The sequence below is a fragment of the Stutzerimonas sp. LR2 genome (assembly GCF_055755175.1).
Map to the genome: position 1 here is coordinate 416,656 of NZ_JBVTRR010000003.1, position 19,154 is coordinate 435,809.

Consider the following 19,154-nt stretch of genomic DNA (forward strand, 5'->3'; position numbering starts at 1 on the left):
GCTGCTGACTATCGATAAGTGATGTAGAGTTCGCACACATTTACGTGAGAGCTCTACAGTGGTTCATTGGCTCTGTTTGATATTGGCTTTGCCGACATCGAATGCCGCCGAACGCATGCGCGCCTGGCGAGCACTGAAGGCAGCCGGCGCTGCGGTATTGCGCGACGGCGTCTACCTACTACCGGATCAGCCGGCCTGTCGCGAAAGCATGTCCCGTGTCGAGCGCGACATCCTCGGCGGCGAGGGTTATGCCTGCGTTCTGCCGGTGTGCGATCCCCAGGGCGAGCGCTTCGTCTCACTGTTTTCCAGAGCGTCGGAGTACGCCAGTCTGCGTGCCGAGGCCGATGCTCAGCTCATCCAGGTCACGCCGGAGACCGCGCTGTCGCTGACGCGCCAAGCGCGCAAGTTGCGCAAGGCCTACGCCCAACTCACGGAGATCGACTTTTTCCCGGATGCGGCGCAGCAGCAGGCCGACGCCAGACTGCGCGAGCTAGAACTGGCCATCAGCCGGGCGCTTTCACGCGCCGAGCCGAGCAGCCAGGCACAGGCGCTGGAGCAGCTGTCGTTGCACGAGTTCAAGGGACGCACATGGGCCACCCGCTGCCGACCCTGGGTCGACCGCCTGGCCAGCGCCTGGTTGATCAGGCGCTTTATCGACCCCGCGGCACGCATCCTCTGGTTACCGACGCCCGAAGCCTGCCCGAGCGAGGCACTGGGCTTTGATTTCGATGGCGCGCGCTTCAGCCATGTCGGCGACCGCGTCACTTTCGAAACCATTCAGGCCAGCTTCTCCCTGGCGGCGCCCGGGCTCGACCGAGTGGCCGCTGTTGTGCACTACCTGGACATCGGCGGCACCCAGCCTGCCGAAGCCGCGGGCGTGGAGCGAGTGCTGGCCGGCCTGCGCGCCAGCCTGGAAAGCGACAACGAATTACTGGACGCCGCCTGCGCCATCTTCGATGGATTGCTGGCGGCCTTTGCCGTGGAAACGCAGACCGATGAATGACAACAGCATGCAACCCGACTCGGCACAACCGCGTAGCGAGCCCGTGAGTTTCAGGCAGGCGCTGCTGTTCTGGCTCAAGCTCGGCTTCATCAGTTTCGGCGGCCCGGCCGGGCAGATCGCGATCATGCATCAGGAGTTGGTGGAGCGGCGTCGCTGGATCTCCGAACGGCGCTTTCTCCACGCACTCAACTACTGCATGCTGCTGCCCGGCCCGGAGGCGCAGCAACTGGCGACCTATATCGGTTGGCTGCTACACCGCAGCTGGGGCGGAATCGTCGCCGGTGCGCTGTTCGTATTGCCGTCGCTGCTGATCCTCATCCTGCTGTCCTGGATCTACCTTGTCTACGGTGAGGTGTCGCTGGTCGCCGGGATCTTCTACGGCATCAAACCGGCCGTGACCGCCATCGTGCTGCATGCAGCCCACCGCATCGGCTCGCGCGCACTGAAGAACGGCTGGCTGTGGGCTATCGCCGGCGCCTCGTTCGTGGCGATCTTCGCGCTCAACGTGCCCTTCCCGCTCATCGTGCTGGGGGCTGCCCTGGTCGGCTACCTGGGCGGACGCTTCGCGCCCGGTCAGTTCAACCTTGGCGGTGGCCATGCGGCGGCGGACAAATCCTATGGCCCGGCGGTGATCGATGACGACACCCCACCACCTGCCCATGCGCGCTTTCGTTGGCCTCGCCTGATCGCGCTGCTCGGCATCGGCGCCGTGCTCTGGATACTGCCGATGGCTCTGCTGATGGCGCTGTTCGGCTGGGGCGGCACACTCACCCAGATGAGCTGGTTCTTCACCAAGGCCGCGCTGCTGACCTTCGGTGGCGCCTATGCGGTGCTGCCCTATGTCTACCAGGGTGCAGTCGGGCACTACGCCTGGCTGACCCCGACTCAGATGATCGATGGCTTGGCGCTGGGCGAAACCACGCCCGGCCCGCTGATCATGGTAGTGGCCTTCGTCGGCTTCGTCGGCGCCTACGTGCAGCCGGTCTTCGCTGCCGACCAGGCATTTGCCGCCGGCGCCCTCGCAGCGTGTCTGGTCACCTGGTTCACCTTTCTGCCGTCGTTCCTGTTCATTCTGGCCGGAGGCCCCGTGGTGGAGTCGACTCACGGCCAGCTCAAGTTCACCGCCCCACTCACCGCAATCACTGCCGCGGTGGTCGGCGTGATCGTCAACCTGGCGCTGTTCTTCGGCTACCACGTGCTCTGGCCAGAGGGCTTCGCCGGCAGATTCGACTGGCCCTCGGCGATGATCGCGCTAGGTGCAGCCGTGGCGCTGTTCCGCTACAAGCGTGGCGTGATCCAGGTGTTGCTGGCCTGCGCTGTGGCCGGCCTGGCAGTGCATCTGCTGAGATAAGCCATCCGGCGACTCAGCTGAATCGCTCAACGCTGCAATCCTTCGAGCAAGGCACGGTGAAATTCTTCCGGCGCCTCGACTTGGGGTGAATGCCCCAGGTCCGGGAAGGCCACCAGCCTGGCCTGGGGAATCATGGCGGCAGCCTGTCGGCCCAGTTCCGGGTAGTTGCCCAGGCGTTTGGCGACCTCGTCCGGCGCCCGGTTGGCGCCAGGCGCGGTGCGGTCCAGGCCGCCGATCAGCAGCAATGTCGGTGTGCTGATGCGGGCAAACTCGTGGATCACCGGCTGGGTGAAGACCATTTCCGAAGTCTGCGCCTGGTTCCAGGCCACCCGCTCCTTGCCCTCGCCGGCGTACATGCCGGCCAACATGGCGACCCAGCGGTCGTACTCCGGCTTCCAGTTGCCGTTGTAGTAGAACTTCTGCTGGTAGGCCTTGATGCTGTCGAAATCGGTCTTCAGCTCGGCCTGGTAAAGCTGATCGATGGGTGCATAGGGCACGCCTTCGGCCTGCCAGTCCTCCAGTCCGATGGGGTTCACCAGCACCAGCTGCTCGGCCAGCTGCGGATAGTTCAGCGCCAGCCGCGCGGCCAGCATGCCGCCCATGGAATGACCGATGACGCTGACCTGGTCGATGCCCTCCTGCTGCAACAGGGCCTGGGTGTTGTGCGCCAGCTGGGCGAAGCTGAACTGGTAGCCCTCGGGCTTGCTCGAACTGCAGAAACCGACCTGATCAGGGGCGATTACGCGGTAACCGGCCTCGCTGAGCACCTCGATGGTGCGCTCCCAGGTTGCGCCACAGAAATTCTTGCCATGCAGCAGGAGCGCCGTGCGGCCGTTCGCCTGGCCGGTCGGCGCAACGTCCATGTAGGCCATCTGCATCGGCTTGCCCTGGGACTCGAAACGATAGTGCTTGAGCGGATGCGGATAGCTGAAGCCTTCCAGCTGCGGGCCATAGCTGGTCCGGCTTTCGGCCAGTACTGGCAGGCTCAGGGTTAGGCCGGCGGCAAGCGCCAGAGCGGACAAGGCAGTTTTCACGGGGCGACTCCTCTGTTCGGTGAGACAGCTCCGTACATAGGAATGCATTCGTGCTGCCGGGTTCGCGACCGGATTGCGACAGCGCATGTCCCGGCCGCGTCCGCGGCGAGTTGCTTCAGAGGCGGAAGCGCCCCACCAGCCGATTGAGCTGCGTGGCCAGCCGCGCCAGCTCGTCGCTGGCCACCGAAGTCTGCTGCGCGCCGGTGGCGCTCTGCTCGGAGATGTCGCGAATGGCTACCAGGTTGCGGTCCACCTCTCGGGCCACCTGTGCCTGTTCCTCGGCGGCACTGGCGATGACCAGGTTCATCTCGTTGATCTGCCCGACCCGCTCGGCGATCAGCCCCAGCGCCTGATCCGCCTCGTCGGCCATGGCCTGGCTGCGCGCGGCGAATTCGCTGCTTTGCTGCATATCGTGCACCGACTGCTCGGTGGCGCTCTGGATCGCGCCGATCATGCGCTCGATTTCCTGGGTCGAACTCTGGGTGCGCTGCGCCAGGTTGCGCACCTCGTCAGCCACCACCGCGAAACCTCGCCCGGCCTCACCGGCGCGCGCCGCCTCGATGGCCGCGTTGAGTGCCAGCAGGTTGGTCTGCTCGGCGATGGAACGGATCACGTCGACGACCTGGCCAATGCTCGCCGCTTCCTCGGCCAGCCGCGTCACGGTGCCGACGCTTTCCTGCAGCCGATCGCTGAGCTGGTGAATGGTCTGGCGCGTCGCCGTGACCTGCCGGCGGCCGGCATCGGCGACCGTCTCGGCATCACGCGAGGCATCGGAGGTGCGGTTGGCGTTGCCGGCCACCTCGTCCACCGCCGCCGACATCTCGGTGACCGCAGTGGCGGCCATCTGCACTTCCTCGTTCTGCTGGTGGATGCCCTGGGCAGTGTGCTGGGTGACCGCATGCAGCTCTTCGGCGGCGGACGCCAGTTGCGTGGCCGAGCCCTGGATGTCCTGCAGGGTGTCGCGCAGGGTCTGCTGCATCTGCCGGATCGACTGCTGCACCTCGGTGATCTCGTCACGCCCGCGGCACTCGATGGTACGACTCAGGTCACCTGCGGCGACCGAGGCTGCCGCCTGCTTCAGCGCTTCCAGCGGCCGGCTGATGCTGCGCAGCAGGACCAGGGCGAAAATCCCACCGCCGATCAGCATGACCAGCAGCAAACCGATGTTCAGCACCCGATTGCGCTGATAGAGCGCCAGAGCGCGCTCGTACTCGCCCTTGGCTTCGCCCAGTTGCAAGCCGATCAGCTCGCTGAAGCCCTCGGAAATCGGGTCGATCAGCGGGTACAGATCGTTGATGACGAACGCGGCCAGGCGCTTTTCGCTGTGGCGGTCGAGAATGCGTTCGAGGTCGTCCAGCGGTGCGTCGGCCTTCTGCATCAGCACTTCGATGCGGGCTGAGGCCTGCCGCTCGGCGTCGATCAGGCTGGTGTTCATGTACTCGCCCCAGAGCCGCCGGATCTCGGCCCGCGCGGTCCGCACGTCATCACGCGCCTGCTGGTAGCTGAGCATCCCGCTGCGCGTCTTGTGCGTGGCATCGACGATCTTCACCGCATAGAGGTCGGCGATCAGCTTGAGGTCGCGCAACGGCACCACGCGGTCCAGGTAAACGGTGTTGAGGCCGGCGACGCTGCGCTGCTGCGCGTTCAGCCCGGTCAGGCCGATGACCAGACAGGCGCTCAGCATTGCCCCGATCAGGATCAACAGACGGGCTCGGATAGTCAGTTGCTGCATCATTCGTTCTTTTCCATATGGCATGCCGGCGCCGAAGGCGTGGCAAATTGGCAAGTAAGGCAACAGGTTCGACTGGTTCATGCCGACACGAGGCAGTGCCGGCCTGCGGTTCCCTTGCGGAACCATGCAATCCTGGAGACGGGACGAGGTAGTTGTTGTTGAATCCCCGAGCGCTGGCACCGATAGCGGCGAACGGCCAGCAGCAAATCGCTATCGGCCGATCGCCTCTTCGCTTTAGGGAAAAAACTCTCGCAACGGGCGTGCCAGAGGCGTTGCAGAGGCCTGACGGGTAGTCGGCAGCATCACCCTCCGAACGCTTCGGCATGGTCAGGACGAGCCCGGCGCATCGCCGGCATGCGACTAATGGCGCAGCGCAGACTGTGCGCTGCTGCACGTCGCGCAGATGGCCAAATGATACCTTCGCGCCCCATCTTTCGACCCATGGGACCTGTCGTGAAAACACTCATCCAGACTGCCGTGCTGGCGCTGTCCAGCCTGATCGCCAGCCACGCCATCGCCGACGCGCAACCGTCACGCAACCTGGCCGAGGCGGTGAAGAACTTCTCCGAGTACAACAGCCGGCTGGAACAGGCCATGGCCCAGGGCCTGACGCCGGAGAGCCTCGCGCAGATCCACGAGCTGACCTACACGCTCAAGGACGCGCTGGAGAAGATCAACGAGGAGATGGATGGCCTGACCGACACCCTCGAGGAAATCCATATCGCCTCCGAGGCGCAGAACGCCGCCGAGGTTAAGCGCTACGGCAACGAATACCTCGAGACCGCGCGCAAGGTGATCAAGTAACCCTGCGGGCTACGGCGCGACCGGAATGATGTCGAAGCCGATGCGGTTGTCGCTGATGACGCGATACTCCAGTGTCTGGCCCGCCTGCACCTGCGCCAGCTTCTCGCGGCGCAGGCTGAGCTTGCCGCACAGGGTGTCATCCAGCGGATCGGTGCCGATGCTGACGATCCGCGCGCCGGCCGGCACCTGGAAACGCACCACCTCGCCGACATGGATGCGTGCCGCCAGCTGGCGATCGATCAGCACGGCGATGTAGCAGCCGCCGCCGCGCAGGCCGAAATCCCGCGTCACCACCACTTCGCCGCCGTTTTCCAGCGGCTGCTGATAGGCCAGCACCCGCTCGGCTGGCACCGGCTCGATGTCCTCGGCATCGGGCTGCCACGACGAGCAGCCGGCCAGCGAAAGCAGTGCGGTGAAGACAAGCAACGGGCGCATGGGAACTCCTTGTGCGGAAGACGAAGCGGCGAGCCGGACGATCGAGCATGCCAGAGCGGCGGATGATTGCTAGAGTCAGACCCCAGTTTCGTATCGATGACGGCAGGCACAACGTGAACAACCCGGACGACGACCAACCCCGCTTCTGGCGCGACGACGCCCTGCCCTTCCTGGAAGCGCGCGCCGTCGCCGATGGCCGCAAGGTCTGCTATGCCGCGCACTGTCACGAGACCTTTTCCATCGGCGCGATCACTGCCGGCGCCAGCACCTACTTCAACGGTGACGCCCGCGCACGGATCAGCCGCGGCACCCTGGTGCTGATCAATCCGCAGACCGTGCATGCCTGCAACCCCATCGACGGCCAGCCTTGGTCGTACCTGATGTTCTATGTCGATGCGCACTGGCTGGGGGCGCTGCAGCACGAGCTGGGGGCGAGCAGCGATGGCCGCTTCGTGCCCTATGCCGCCATTCAAAGCGTCGATCCGCGGCTGTTCGGTGCGCTGACGCAGCTTCATGCCTGCCTGACCGATCCGCAGGGCGAGACGCTGCACAAGCAGAGTCTCGCGGTCGAGTTCTTCACTCAGCTGCAACAGGCGCTGGCCCCGGCTCCGCACGGGGCGACCAGCGAGCCGCTGCGACAGCTGCGGCTCGCCGCCGAATATATCGCCGAGCATTGCACCCAAGCCCTGCGCCTGGAGGACATCTGCCAGGCCGCCGGATTGTCGCCGTCCTACCTGATCCGCGCCTTCAAGCAGCACTACGGCATGACCCCGCACGCCTATCTGCTCAACCGCCGCATCCAGCGCAGCCAGCACTGGCTGCGCCAGGGGCGTGAGCTGGCAGAGGTGGCCCTGGCCGCGGGTTTCGCCGATCAGGCGCACTTCCAGCGCACCTTCAAGCGCCAGCTGGCGGCGACTCCCGGGCAGTACCGCGACCGTGTCGCCAGGGCCGCGCGGCACTAGCCCAGCAGCAGATAGAGCGCGCTGGCGGCCAGCAGCAATGCCATGCTGCGATTCAACCAGCGAACCCGTGCCGGTTCCTGCAGATAGCGACCAAGCAAGGCACCGGCGCCCGCCCAGCAGGCGATGGAGGCGTAGCAGATCAGGAAGTAGAGGCCGGCGAACAGCCATATCCGCAGCACATCACCGTTCGCCGCGAACAGCCCCATGCCAGCCACCGACGCCAGCCAGGCCTTGGGGTTGAGCCATTGCATCAGCGCACCCTGCAAGAGCGAGGGCCCACTTGTGGCACTCTGAGGTTGCAGTCGTCCGTCATCGGCGGCCAGGCGCCAGGCCATGTAGAGCAGAAAGGCCACACCGCCCCACTGAATGCCGCGCAGCAATACCGGGGCGCGTTCCAGCAACTCGTACAGGCCGAGTCCGATCAGCAGCAACAGCAGGGTGAAACCGAGGGTGGCGCCGGCGATGTGTCGGCCGCTGGCACGCAAGCCGAACCGCGCACCGCAGTTCAGCGCTACCAGATTGACCGGCCCGGGCGTGATGGAGGACGCCAGGGCGAAGGCGGCCATCGAGAGATAGAGTTCCATGAGAAGCGGTGCCTGCCTGGATTAGGAAGGCCGCAGGCTACCCGGCGCGGGAGATCGCCTTATTGAAGGAAATTGCCCTGCCGAATCACAGGTGATGGCTGCCCCGATAGGGCCGCTCTTCCTCCACCTCACCGTCGCGACCGATGACCTCCACCGACGCCGTGCGGCCGTCCATGAAGGCGTCCAGGGCACTGTACATCTCGTCCTTGGTAAGGGTGCGCAGCACGGTTTCATGGGATTGCTGGTCTTCCAGCTCCCAGCCCACCGTGGTGGGTCTGACTTGATAGATGTCCATGCATATGTCCTCGCGTAGGGACGGCCCGCCACAGGCGGGTCGTTGGGGCGTTAGCTCGGCTGGTTGGAGCCGTCGATGCCCTGGATGTCCGGATCGTCCGACAGCACCTCGGGCTCGTCCGGGTTGTCCAGTCGGGTCGGCTTGTCGTCGAAATCCGGATCCTCGCCGGGGTTCTTCTCGCCGGAGTCGGTCATGGTCACGTCGGGCTCCTCGCCCGCCTGCAGCTCGTCTGTTTTCACGCCTGCCTCGCTTGTCAGTGGTGGCTCGGTATCGATTGGAGGCGGCAAAAGCCGTGACGTTCGCGGCGCGGCCTACCGGTGGTCCGAAGCCGGTGCAGGCCACACAACACGCCCGTCGCAGCGTCTAAAGATCAATGTCGCCAAGCCGATAGCGTCGAATGTATCGAGCATATGCCTTCCATCCTTTCTGCTCGGTCAGGAGATCCCTTGCAGCAGCCTCGTGCTCGAATCGCCTCGCAACTCGGCTTGGCGCTTGCGCTCATTCTTGCCGTGGTCATCACCGGCAGCACCGTCTTCGCGCTTCGCTCGCTGAGCGCATCCAACCTCAACACCCGGGAGCAGCATCTGGCCAGCGAAGCACGGCTGCTGGCCGATCAGTTGGCGACCTTCCACGGCACCCTGCGCGAGAACACCCAGCGCTTGAGCGGGCTGTTCGAAAAGCGCTTCAGCGATGGCTTGCAGCTCGCCACCGATCAGCGTATCGACGTCGGCGGCGTCATGACGCCAGCGCTCATGCATGAAGGCGCGCCACTGAACAACGATTTCAGCGTGGTCGACGACTTCCGCGAAATGACCGCCGGTGTCGCCACCGTGTTCGCGCGCACGGGCGACGACTTCGTGCGGGTCAGCACCTCGGTCACCAAGCAGGACGGCAGCCGCGCGATCGGCACCCTGTTGGACCGCCAGCACCCGGCGTATCCGCTGCTACTCAGTGGAAAGCAGTACATCGGCCGCGCGTTCCTCTTCGACCGGCACTACATGACTCAGTACACGCCGGTGAAGGACCCTGCCGGCCAGGTGATCGCCGTGCTGTTCGTCGGCTTCGACTACACCGACGCACAACGGATCCAGTTCGACAACCTGGCGCGCTTTCGCATCGGCGAAACCGGCTCGCTCGCGCTGCTCGACGAAAAACGCCAATGGCTGGTCGCGCCGGCCAATCTGCGGCAGGCCGACCAGGCCGCTGCAACGGTAGCCGAGCTGATCAGCCAGAACGGCACGGGCGGCTACTGGAGCGATGCCGACCAGGAAATCTACAGCGTCGCGACCCTCTTCGAAGGCGGCCCCTGGACCGTGCTGGCGAGCATGCCGGCGGCCGAGATACAGGACGTGACCTGGAGCATCGGCGCCCGGCTGGCCATTGGCAACCTGCTGGCGATGATCCTCGCGGTTGCCGCGACCATCTGGCTGCTGCGGCACAAGCTCAAGCCGCTGGCTGCCGTGGTGCAGCAGGCGCAGGCATTGGGTGCGGGCGATCTCAGCGTCCGCCTGGACGTGCGCAGCCGCGACGAGATCGGCCAGCTGGCGGACAGCTTCAACCGCATGGGTGACGCGCTGTCGGGCATGGTGTCGCGTATCCGCGGCGCCTCGGGCGAGGTCAGCCAGCGTGCGCAACTGCTGGCCGGGCTTTCCGGCGGCGCCAATGAAGGCATGGAGCAGCAGTCCGGCGAGATCACCAGCATGGCCGGTGCGGTGGAGGAATTCAGCGCCACCTCGCTGAACATCGCCGACAACATGCGCGACACCCAGCGCGTGGCGCGCGCCAATGCCGAGCAGACCCGTGTCGGCCGTGCCGCCATGGACGAGGCATCCGAGGCCCTGGCGCAGATCGCCACGGCATTGAGCGGTACCGCCCGCGTGGTGGAGAGCCTCGACAAGCGCTCGCAGGAGATCGGCAGCATCGTCGGGGTGATCACCGCCATCGCCGAACAGACCAACCTGCTCGCCCTGAACGCGGCCATCGAAGCCGCACGGGCGGGCGAACAGGGTCGCGGGTTCGCCGTGGTCGCCGACGAGGTGCGCAGCCTGGCCTCGCGCACCCGCGAAGCCACCGACCGCATCACCGGCATGATCAGCCAGATCCAGGCCGAAACCGGCAACGCCATGAGCACCATGGAACGGGGCCAGCGGTTGATGGACGACGGCCTGCAGCGCAACGCCAAGGTGGCCGAGGTGCTCGCCCTGATCGACGACCAGAGCCGCAGTGCCGACGAGCAGTTCAGCGCCATCAGCACCGCCACCCAGGAGCAGAGCAGTACCGCCACACTGCTCAGCAGCAACCTGCAGAGCATCGCACTGACCAACCAGGAGCAGCGCGAGGTGGTCGCCAACCTGGCCGGCACCGCCGGCGAGCTGGACAAGCTGGCAGCCGAACTGCGCACCCAGGTCGAGCGCTTTCGCGCCTAGCCCTCGCCAGGCAGCGCCTGTGACGCCGCGCGGGACGGCGTCGCAGGCGGGCGCGACCATCCAACCGATTGCGCTACCCGCTGCGCTCCACCACACTGCCAGCTCACCCAACCGCAGTCGGAGATTCCATGCAGACACTCACCCCACAATCCCGCGCGGCCATTCTCGAAAACCCGGACGCTCTGGAATGCACCCTCTACCGCCCCGACGAATATGACGAGGAAGCGGAAGAGCAGGACCTAGGAGACGCACGCATCGTCATCACCGGCCCCTTCCAGGCGCCGGCCGAATGGGATGCCAAGGATCGCGACGACTACTTCGACGGCACCGCGCCGGAAGCCTTCGTCGTCGCCCGCATCGCCTGTCAGGCGGCACCCGATTCCGGGGTCTATTTCACCGCCGTGCCCGGCGACTATGCCGCGGTCACCGAAAGCCCGGGCAAGATCTCGATGTTCTACGTCTGGGACTGCCTGAACGACGCCGAAGGCCAGTACGTGCTGATCCGCGAGGAAGAAGACGAGGTCTGATCCACGAGGCGACGCCCACCTCACGGCTTCATGCCCCAGAGGTGGGCTCAGCCCGCCGATGCATCGCAGCCAACTGCTGAACCTCCCCTGCAGAGCTGCAGCGCGTACCGACCGCCATCCCTGCTTTGCTGTCTACTGCACACACGCTCACCATCGACACGAGGAACCGCATGCGTTCGCTGATCAGCGCCTGGCAGTCACCGGTTTCGCGGATGAAGCTGGTCGCCGGCCTGCTGCTGTTGCTGGCCGCCCTGCTGTACATCGTCGCGACCCGTTTCGAGACCGTCCACCCGGCCTGGGGCTATGTGGCCTCCTTCGCCGAAGCCGCCATGGTCGGCGCCATCGCCGACTGGTTCGCCGTCACCGCCCTGTTCCGTCACCCGCTCGGCCTGCCGATTCCCCATACGGCGATCATCCCGCGCAGCAAGGCGCGCATCGGCCGCAACCTGTCGAGCTTCATCACCACCCATTTCCTCGCCACGCCGCTGGTACTGGCCAAGCTGCAGGAACTGGACCTCGCCTCGCGCCTGGCTGGCTGGCTGCGCCATCCACGCAATGCCGAAGCGGTCGGCCGCCGGCTCACCGGGGTCGCGCATTTCGGCATCGCCGCGCTGCATGACGAGCGCGTGCGCGCCTTTGTCGAAGCCAAGGTGATCGGCCGCCTGCGCAAGTTCGACCTCGCCCCGCCGCTGGCCCAGGCACTGCGCGTGCTGACCAGCCAGGGGCGCCATCAGGCGATGCTCGACGAACTGCTGCTGCGCCTCGACTCGATCATGCAGGACGAACAGACCCGCGCGCTGGTCGCCGACGCCATCAGCCGGGAAATCCGCACCCTGCGCTATCTCGGCCTGAGCCGGCCGGTGAGCGGCTGGTCGGCCAACAAGTTCGTCGACGGCCTGTCCGCGCTGATCGCCGAGATCGCTGCCGACCCCGAACACCTGATCCGCCAGCGCTTCGACGAGCACGTCGGCGAATACATCGAACGCCTGGAACAGGACCCGCACTACGCCCTGGAGGTCGAGCGCATCCTCGCCCAACTGCTGGAACACCCGGCCACCAGCGCCTATTTCGGCAACCTCTGGCAGGAACTCACAGCCTGGCTGGAAAGCGACCTGGCCCGCGACGATTCGCGCATCGGTTGGCGTATCGTCGCGCTCTGCCGCGGTCTCGGCGACGGCCTGGCGGCGGACGAGTCCATGCGCAACTGGATCAACGAGCAACTGCTGGCGGCCACCCCCGGCCTGTTGGAACGCTACCGCGGGCAGATCGGCGCCTATATCGCTCAGCGCGTGGAGAACTGGGAAAGCCGCGAACTGGTCGAGCAGCTGGAACAGAGCGTCGGCAAGGACCTGCAGTACATCCGCATCAACGGCACCCTGGTCGGTGGCCTGGTCGGACTGGTGCTGCATGCGCTGACGCAGCTGGTGGCAGGCTGAAGGGTTCAGGCCCGACGCAGCGGCGCGCCGCTCTGGCTACCAGCCGCCAGCGGCTCATCGCAGCGCAGCGTTGCCGGGCGGCCGACCAGGTACCACAGGCGGTTGGCCAGGTAGTCGGCATCGCGCGGGTCATGGGTCACGCAGATCATCGCCATCCCGGGGTGCCGAACGAGCAGCCGCGCTATCAGGTCGCGCAGTTCGGCGGCGCGCTCGGCATCCAGCGAGGCGAAGGGTTCGTCGAGCAGCAACAGATCCGGCTTGATCGCCAGACAGCGCGCCAGTGCCGCCCTGCGCGCCATGCCCAGCGAGAGCTGATCCGGCAGGCTGTCGGCCGCGCCACCCAGCCCCACCTCGGCCAATAGCCGCTCGATGTCGGCCGGGCTGGCGCCGACCAGTGCCAGGTTCTGCCGCACCGTGCGCCAGGGCAGCAGCCGGTGTTCCTGGAACAGATAGCCGATGCGCAACCCGGCACGCTGCTGCACGCCTGGGCTCAACCGCGGCTCGAGGCCGGCGATGGCGTTGAGCAGCGTAGTCTTGCCGACACCGGAAGGCCCGAGCAGGCAGATGCGATCGCCGGCACACACCCGGCCCTCGATCACACCGAGCACCGGGTGGCCGACGGCGGGGCCATTCAGGCGCAGCTCAAGCATGGCGCACGCCCGCTTCGCGCCAGGCGGAGGCGCGGCGTTCGAGCGGTTGCAGCAGGGCCAGCTCGATCAGCTGCACCACGGCGATGAACGCCAGGCTGTAGGCGAGGATGCTGGCCACGTCAAACACCTGGAAGGCCATGTGCAGCTGGAAGCCGATGCCGTCGGAGCGACCGAGCAGCTCCACCACCAGCACGATCTTCCAGATCAGTGCCAACCCGCCGCGGGTGGCCGCCATCAGGTAGGGGAACAGCTGCGGCAGCCAGACGTGGGCGATGCGCTGCCAGCGGTCGAAGCCGTAGACCCGCGCCATCTGCTCGAGCTTGGGGTCTAGGCTGCGGGCGCCTTCGCGCACCGTCACCGCCACGTTCGGCACCTTGTTGACCACCACCGCCAGCACCGCCGCCGCTTCCACCAGGCCGAACCAGACGTAGAGCAGGATGATGGTGACCAGCGCCGGCAGGTTGAGAAACAGCACCAGCAGCGGATCGAGCAGCGCATTGGCCAGCCGCGAGCGGCCCATCCACACACCGAGCAGCGTGCCCAGCGCCATGGCCAGGGCGAACGCGATCAGCACTCGGCGCAGGGTCACCAGCAGGTGCTCGGGCAGCTCGCCGCTCTTCAGCGCTTGCCAGAAGGTCTCGAGCACAGCGGCGGGCGTGGGCAGCATCGGTGTCTGCACCACCAGTGCGATGCCGGCCCAGAGCAGCAGCGCCAACGGCAGCGCCACCCAGCAGGCCCAGCGCGAGCCGCTCATGGTGCGCTCTGGAACAGCGCGGCCGGCATCAGCCGAGCCGGATCGCTGCCGGTCAGCACCAGCAGCCGCTGCAGGTCGGCGATTCGTGCGGCATCCAGCGGCTGCGGAATGCCCGCGACGAAGCTGTCGCGCAGCGCGGCGAACACCGCCTCATCCTCGGCGCGCATGAGCGGACGGATCGCCTGCCAGTACGCCGGTTCGCTGGCGAGCTCGTGCTTGCTCTGGCGCAGTGCGCTGGCGAAGCGTTGCAGCAACGCTTCGTTGGCCTGCGCCCAGGGTTCGGGAAACAGATAGCCGAGTACCGGCAACTGCGCGTCGAGCTGCAGATCGCCCAGCAGGTCGGCCAGGCCGAAGGCAGTCTGCACCCCGCCCTCGCCACGCAGGCGCGCGGAGAAATGCCAGAACGTCAGCAGCGCATCCAGCTGGCCGCGGCGCAGCGCCTGGCCCAGCAGCGGCGGCGCGGCGTACTGCACGCGGACCTCCCTGGCGAGATCGATGCCCTGCTCCGCCGCGGCGCGTCGCAGCAGCAGCCAGCCGATGCCGTCCGGCCCGCCGGCGACGCCGATGCGCTTGCCGCGCAGATCGGCCAGCGTGCGGATCGTGCTACCGGCCGGCACCAGCACTTCACCGAGCTGCGAGGAGAACGGCAGGTAGCGATAGCTGCTGCCCGCCTCGTACCGCGTCTGCGCCCAGGGCAGGTCGCTCACCGCACCATCCACACTGCCACTGGACAATGCCAGGCGCGACGCCGGCACGTCGGCCGCCAGGCGCACCTTCAGTTCGAAGCCGTTGGCGTGGTCCAGCTGACGTCGTTTGAGGTGTTCCAGCTCCCAGTGCGGCGTGCCGAACTGCAGCACGCTCAGGGTGAGCACCGGCAACGCCTCGGCGCGGGCGCACCAGGGCAGCACGGCGATGCTCAGCAGCACGCCGAACCGCAGCCACCTGCTGCAGGCGCTGAAGACATGCTGTATACGGCGAACGAGGACGAGCGTGGGAGGCATCATGCCCGCAGGGTACGAAGCCCCCCGGCGGGCACGAATTGTACTTTGGTGCCTGTTTGCTGCTGCGATGGTCGCGAAGCGCGCCGGCCGCCGACATGGCCGGCGCCGTGATCAGGCCTGGGTGGCGATGCGTTGCAGCAGGCGCGCCTGCAGCTTCTCCAGCTCCGCCGGATCGGCCTTGCCCGCCGCGTGGATGCCCAGCCCTTCACCGGCGTAACGCGGCACGATGTGCATGTGGATATGGAACACCGTCTGCCCGGCCGGCGCGCCATTGAACTGGGCGACCTGCACGCCGTCGGGCTCGAGCTCGGCGACGATGGCCCGGGTCAGCTTCTGCACCACCTTGATCACCTTCGCGAGCGCCTCGCTGTCCACATCGAGGATGTTGCAGGCCGCCGAGCGCTTGGGGATGACCAGCGTGTGGCCGAAGGACTGCGGAAACAGATCGAGAAAGGCGAGCACGTCGTCGTCCTCGTAGAGCTTGTAGCAGGGGGCGTCGCCGCGAATGATCTGGGCGAAGATGTTCTGCGGATCGTAGGTCGTGGTCAGGGACACCGGGAGTTCTCCGACAAGTGGAAAAGGCAGACCTTAGCACTCTCCAGGCGAGGTGAAACGCTGAACGTGTGCCAGCGGCGAGGCTCTGAGCTTAAACACCCCCGCGATCCGAGGTCTTCCCGATGCACGTCCGCGCCATCGCCCCGCTTGCCGCCGCAGTCGCACTCTGCCTGTCGTCTGTGACCGCCGTGGCTGCCGAAATCGAACCCGCCGAATTATTGAAACAGGCGAAAGCCGAACAGCCGGCCTATCTCGAAACCGTCGAGCAGCTGGTAGCCGTGGATACCGGCACCGGCCAGGAAAAGGGTCTGGCCACGGTCAGCCAGATGCTGGTCGAGCGCCTGCAGGCACTGGGAGCCGAGGTGAGCACCCGACCGGCCACGCCCTCGGTAGGGGACAATATCGTCGCCACCTTGCAGGGCAAGGGCAGCAAGAACTTCCTGCTGATGATCCACTACGACACCGTGTTCGCCGAAGGCAGCGCCGCCGAACGCCCGTTCCGCATGGACGGGCAGCGCGCCTACGGGCCGGGTGTCGCCGATGCCAAGGGCGGCGTGGCGATGATCCTGCATGCGCTCAAGCTGCTGCGCGACCAGCAGTTCGACGACTACGGCACGATCACTGTGCTGTTCAATCCGGACGAGGAGATGGGCTCGGCGGGCTCGAAGGCACTGATCGCCGAACTCGCCCGCAAGCATGATTACGTTTTCTCCTACGAACCGCCGGATCGCGACGCGGTAACCACCGCCACCAATGGCATCAACGCCGTGATGCTGGAGGTCAAGGGCAAATCGTCCCACGCAGGCTCCGCACCGGAAGATGGACGCAACGCCATCCTGGAGCTGGCGCACCAGCTGGTGCAGCTCAAGGATCTGGGAGATGCGGACAAGGGCACCACGGTCAGCTGGACCATGATCGACGGCGGCGAGAAGCGCAACATCATTCCCAACAAGGCCAGCGCCGAGGCGGACATGCGTTACTCGGACCTCACTGAGACCGAGCGAGTGCTCGCCGACGGCCAGCGCATCATTCAGAACCGGCTGATCGATGACACCCAGGTCGAACTGCGCATCGACAAGGGTCGCCCGCCGCTGGCGGAAAATTCCGCGTCCAAGCGCCTGGCCGAGACCGCCCAGCGCCTGTACAGCGAGATCGACCAGCGCATCGAACCCATCGCCATGCGATTCGGCACCGATGCCGGCTATGCCTATGTGCCGGGCAGCGACAAGCCGGCCGTGCTGGAAACCATGGGCGTGGTCGGTGCCGGGCTGCATTCGGAGGACGAGTACATCGAACTGGCCAGCATCGCGCCGCGGCTCTACCTGACCACGGCGATGATCCGCGCGCTGTCCACCGACGCGCCCTAGCAGGCGGCGAGCGGCTGGCGGTTCCCCTTGCCGGGATGGCGTCACGAAGCGCGGGCCAGACGGCCTGCGCTGCGGCACAATCGGCGCTTCGCCAGCCGCCTTCAGCAAGGAGCCCCCGCATGCAACTGGCCAGGATCGAACAGCTGCTCGTCGGCACCGCCGTGCCCTTCACCCGCCCCGGCAGCCACAGCGCCATCGCCAAGCAGCCCACTGCCGGGCCGGTGGCGGTCGACAGCGAAGGGCTCGCCGGCGACGAACAGGGCGATCGCCGTGTGCATGGCGGCGTCTACAAGGCGCTGCATCACTACCCGTTCGAGCACTATCACCACTGGCGTGCTCAGCTCGGCCATTCACCGCTGCTCGAGCGGCCCGGAGCCTTCGGCGAGAACATCAGCACCACCGGCCTCGGCGAGGCCGACCTCTGCCTGGGCGACGTGCTGCGCTGTGGCGACGTGCTGCTGCAGGTGGCGCAGACCCGCCAGCCCTGCTGGAAGCTCAACGACCGCTTCGGCGTGAAGGACATGTCGCTGCGCGTCCAGCGAAGCGGCCTGTGCGGTTGGTATTACCAGGTGCTCGAGCCCGGCGAGCTGCAGGTCGGCCAGGCACTGCTGCTGGAGCAGCGCGCCTACCCGCGCTGGCCTCTGACGCGGGTGATGGACGTGCTCTACCGCCGACCGCTGGAGCGCGCCGACCTGCTCGAACTGGCCGAACTGCCGTTGGTGCCGAACTGGCGCACGCTCGTCGAACGCAGGCTGCAGAACAACGCGGTGGAAGACTGGAGCAAGCGCCTCGACGGCCTGGCGAACGTCGAGCAGCCGGCCGGCTGAGCAACATGCAAAGGCAGTAGGCGAAAGCCGGCGCGGCAGGTATCTTCGCCACCTCCCACAACAGGACCGCCTGCTCGATGCTCCGCCTCGCCACCCTCTGCGCTCTGGCGCTGTTCGCCTGCACCGCCCACGCCAAGGTCGAGGTACTGCCGCTGGAGCACGAGGACCAGGGGCTGGTACTGGTGGCTCGGGTTACCGAGCAGATCGCGCCGGGCGACTACGAGGCATTGCTCAAGGGCATCATGGCCCATCCCGGCAAATACGCGCGCAAGCTGCTGATCCTCGACAACATCGGCGGCAGCACCGCGGAGGCCATGCGCATGGGCTACCTGCTGCGCGAAACCGGCTTCGATGCGCTGGTGCCGGCAAGCGCGGTCTGCCAGGGCAGCTGCATCTACCTGCTGGCGGCCGGCCGACAACGCACCATACGTGGCTATGTCGGCCTGCATCGGCCCTATCTCGCCAACGGCGAGTCGGCGCTGTCCATCGGCCAGCGGCCGCGACGCACGCCGCAGGCCTACCTGCGCGACATGGGCGTGAACCCGCGACTGGCCGATGACATGCAGCAGATCGATCCCTGGCGCATGCGCCTGCTGACGCCCCGTGAACTGGCGCGCTACCGGCTGCAGTGACGTGCGCGCCGCGCTGCCCTTGGGCGTCCCTCTCGCCACACTGCTGAGCGGCCTGGCACTCGGCCTGATCGAGCCGATCGGGGCGCTGCTCGTGCTGGCGTTCGCCGGCTGGCTGCTGGCCGAGCCGTACCTGCCACGGCTACCGTGGCTGGCAACCACCTTGATCGGCGCCATTGTGCTGGCCGCGCATCTGCTGCCCGGCTTCAACCCCTTGCCGCTGGGGCCGCCCCAGGACCTGGGCGGTGCGGCGCCCTGGCAACTGCGGCTCAGCCCGGACAAGGCCATGGTCGCCGCGCTGCTGCTCGCCTGGTGGCTGGGCCAGCCGCGCGCGGCCTGGCGCTCGAAGCGATGCACATGGCTGGTCTCGGTCGCGTGCCTGGCATCCGTGCCGCTGCTGGCGGTGGCCGGCGGCGTCCTCGCCTGGCAGCCGAAGTGGCCGGAGCAGTTCCTCGCCTGGCTGGCCGTCAATCTGGCCGTCACCTGTCTCGCAGAGGAGCTGATCTTTCGCGCTCTGCTGCAGCGTGAACTGGTCCGTCGCTTCGGCGCGGCCAGTGGCATCGGCCTCGCAGCGATCCTGTTCGGCGCGGCTCATCTGCCCTTCGGGACCGGCTTCGCCCTGCTCGCCGGCCTGGCCGGTTTGGGCTACGGCCTGGCGTTTCACTGTGCCGGCGACCGGCTATGGGTGGCGGTGTCACTGCATGGCCTCCTCAACTGCCTGCATCTGCTCCTGCTGAGCTATCCGCTGCGCTGATTCGGAAAGTTTCCACCGCCCTGTCGAT

The 19,154-nt window shown here is 66.7% G+C and carries 21 protein-coding genes; 11 read left to right on the top strand and 10 right to left on the bottom strand.

From position 1 onward, the window contains the following. Window positions 1–58 precede the first annotated feature (58 nt). Together ACVRRC_RS12845 and chrA are read left to right on the top strand one after the other, a co-directional pair. Window positions 59–1,003 (top strand): chromate resistance protein ChrB domain-containing protein, encoded by a 945-nt coding sequence (locus ACVRRC_RS12845; protein ID WP_272867419.1) that lies wholly within the window; start codon window positions 59–61, stop codon window positions 1,001–1,003. After that, window positions 996–2,354 (top strand): chromate efflux transporter, encoded by a 1,359-nt coding sequence (gene chrA, locus ACVRRC_RS12850; protein ID WP_048329643.1) that lies wholly within the window; start codon window positions 996–998, stop codon window positions 2,352–2,354. Before ACVRRC_RS12845 ends, chrA begins: the two co-directional genes overlap by 8 nt. A 26-nt stretch (window positions 2,355–2,380) precedes the next feature. On the opposite strand, the gene ACVRRC_RS12855 is transcribed toward chrA, so the two are convergent. Beyond that, window positions 2,381–3,388 carry an alpha/beta fold hydrolase gene (locus ACVRRC_RS12855; RefSeq protein WP_048329644.1) on the bottom strand — a complete coding sequence of 336 codons (1,008 nt, stop codon included), beginning with the start codon at window positions 3,386–3,388 and terminating at the stop codon, window positions 2,381–2,383. Between the two features lie 115 nt (window positions 3,389–3,503). Then, window positions 3,504–5,123, bottom strand: a complete 1,620-nt coding sequence (locus ACVRRC_RS12860) for a methyl-accepting chemotaxis protein (RefSeq protein WP_048329645.1) — start codon at window positions 5,121–5,123, stop codon at window positions 3,504–3,506. Window positions 5,124–5,573: 450 nt separating this feature from the next. Between ACVRRC_RS12860 and ACVRRC_RS12865 the strand changes: the two genes are divergently transcribed. After that, on the top strand, window positions 5,574–5,924 hold the full coding sequence (locus tag ACVRRC_RS12865) for a DUF6746 family protein (RefSeq protein ID WP_013983550.1): 351 nt from the start codon (window positions 5,574–5,576) through the stop codon (window positions 5,922–5,924). Window positions 5,925–5,933: 9 nt separating this feature from the next. Here ACVRRC_RS12865 and ACVRRC_RS12870 read toward each other — a convergent pair whose 3' ends face one another. Continuing rightward, complete coding sequence (locus ACVRRC_RS12870; protein WP_048329646.1) at window positions 5,934–6,359, bottom strand: hypothetical protein; 426 nt, start codon at window positions 6,357–6,359, stop codon at window positions 5,934–5,936. Window positions 6,360–6,472: 113 nt separating this feature from the next. On the opposite strand from ACVRRC_RS12870, the gene ACVRRC_RS12875 reads away from it, so the two are divergent. After that, window positions 6,473–7,321 carry an AraC family transcriptional regulator gene (locus ACVRRC_RS12875; RefSeq protein WP_048329647.1) on the top strand — a complete coding sequence of 283 codons (849 nt, stop codon included), beginning with the start codon at window positions 6,473–6,475 and terminating at the stop codon, window positions 7,319–7,321. Here ACVRRC_RS12875 and ACVRRC_RS12880 read toward each other — a convergent pair. The 3 genes from ACVRRC_RS12880 to ACVRRC_RS12890 all read right to left on the bottom strand — a co-directional run bounded on the left by ACVRRC_RS12880 (window position 7,318) and on the right by ACVRRC_RS12890 (window position 8,439). Further along, window positions 7,318–7,905 (bottom strand): LysE family translocator, encoded by a 588-nt coding sequence (locus ACVRRC_RS12880; protein WP_013983552.1) that lies wholly within the window; start codon window positions 7,903–7,905, stop codon window positions 7,318–7,320. The genes ACVRRC_RS12875 and ACVRRC_RS12880 overlap by 4 nt on opposite strands. A gap of 85 nt (window positions 7,906–7,990) precedes the next feature. Further along, window positions 7,991–8,200, bottom strand: coding sequence for a hypothetical protein (locus ACVRRC_RS12885; RefSeq protein WP_048329648.1), 210 nt, complete (start codon window positions 8,198–8,200; stop codon window positions 7,991–7,993). Between the two features lie 50 nt (window positions 8,201–8,250). Continuing rightward, entirely contained in the window at window positions 8,251–8,439 is a 189-nt protein-coding gene (locus tag ACVRRC_RS12890) for a hypothetical protein (RefSeq protein WP_020306956.1), read from the bottom strand. Window positions 8,440–8,610: 171 nt separating this feature from the next. On the opposite strand from ACVRRC_RS12890, the gene ACVRRC_RS12895 reads away from it, so the two are divergent. The 3 genes from ACVRRC_RS12895 to ACVRRC_RS12905 all read left to right on the top strand — a co-directional run bounded on the left by ACVRRC_RS12895 (window position 8,611) and on the right by ACVRRC_RS12905 (window position 12,589). Then, entirely contained in the window at window positions 8,611–10,626 is a 2,016-nt protein-coding gene (locus ACVRRC_RS12895; RefSeq protein WP_394391216.1) for a methyl-accepting chemotaxis protein, read from the top strand. A gap of 128 nt (window positions 10,627–10,754) precedes the next feature. Then, window positions 10,755–11,153 carry a hypothetical protein gene (locus tag ACVRRC_RS12900; RefSeq protein ID WP_011914030.1) on the top strand — a complete coding sequence of 133 codons (399 nt, stop codon included), beginning with the start codon at window positions 10,755–10,757 and terminating at the stop codon, window positions 11,151–11,153. Window positions 11,154–11,323: 170 nt separating this feature from the next. Next, window positions 11,324–12,589: a DUF445 domain-containing protein gene (locus tag ACVRRC_RS12905; RefSeq protein ID WP_472997083.1), complete on the top strand. Its 1,266-nt coding sequence runs from the start codon at window positions 11,324–11,326 to the stop codon at window positions 12,587–12,589. Between the two features lie 5 nt (window positions 12,590–12,594). Here ACVRRC_RS12905 and ACVRRC_RS12910 read toward each other — a convergent pair whose 3' ends face one another. The 4 genes from ACVRRC_RS12910 to ACVRRC_RS12925 all read right to left on the bottom strand — a co-directional run bounded on the left by ACVRRC_RS12910 (window position 12,595) and on the right by ACVRRC_RS12925 (window position 15,549). Further along, a complete protein-coding gene (locus ACVRRC_RS12910) occupies window positions 12,595–13,239 on the bottom strand; it encodes an ABC transporter ATP-binding protein (protein WP_048329649.1) in 645 nt (214 codons plus the stop codon). After that, a complete protein-coding gene (locus ACVRRC_RS12915; protein WP_048329650.1) occupies window positions 13,232–13,993 on the bottom strand; it encodes an ABC transporter permease in 762 nt (253 codons plus the stop codon). The genes ACVRRC_RS12910 and ACVRRC_RS12915 overlap by 8 nt, the downstream gene beginning before the upstream one ends. After that, the gene (locus tag ACVRRC_RS12920; protein ID WP_270067569.1) at window positions 13,990–14,997 is read right to left on the bottom strand and encodes an ABC transporter substrate-binding protein; all 1,008 of its coding nucleotides are present in this window, start codon (window positions 14,995–14,997) and stop codon (window positions 13,990–13,992) included. Before ACVRRC_RS12920 ends, ACVRRC_RS12915 begins: the two co-directional genes overlap by 4 nt. A gap of 108 nt (window positions 14,998–15,105) precedes the next feature. Next, entirely contained in the window at window positions 15,106–15,549 is a 444-nt protein-coding gene (locus tag ACVRRC_RS12925; protein WP_013983560.1) for an HIT family protein, read from the bottom strand. 122 nt (window positions 15,550–15,671) lie between these two features. On the opposite strand from ACVRRC_RS12925, the gene ACVRRC_RS12930 reads away from it, so the two are divergent. The 4 genes from ACVRRC_RS12930 (at window position 15,672) to ACVRRC_RS12945 (ending at window position 19,126) form a co-directional block, all read left to right on the top strand. Next, window positions 15,672–16,916 carry a M20/M25/M40 family metallo-hydrolase gene (locus ACVRRC_RS12930; RefSeq protein WP_019405257.1) on the top strand — a complete coding sequence of 415 codons (1,245 nt, stop codon included), beginning with the start codon at window positions 15,672–15,674 and terminating at the stop codon, window positions 16,914–16,916. A gap of 119 nt (window positions 16,917–17,035) precedes the next feature. Beyond that, complete coding sequence (locus ACVRRC_RS12935) at window positions 17,036–17,743, top strand: MOSC domain-containing protein (protein ID WP_019405258.1); 708 nt, start codon at window positions 17,036–17,038, stop codon at window positions 17,741–17,743. Between the two features lie 77 nt (window positions 17,744–17,820). Continuing rightward, a complete protein-coding gene (locus tag ACVRRC_RS12940; protein WP_048329652.1) occupies window positions 17,821–18,375 on the top strand; it encodes a COG3904 family protein in 555 nt (184 codons plus the stop codon). Further along, a complete protein-coding gene (locus tag ACVRRC_RS12945; RefSeq protein WP_106442141.1) occupies window positions 18,347–19,126 on the top strand; it encodes a CPBP family intramembrane glutamic endopeptidase in 780 nt (259 codons plus the stop codon). Before ACVRRC_RS12940 ends, ACVRRC_RS12945 begins: the two co-directional genes overlap by 29 nt. Window positions 19,127–19,154: the final 28 nt, after the last annotated feature.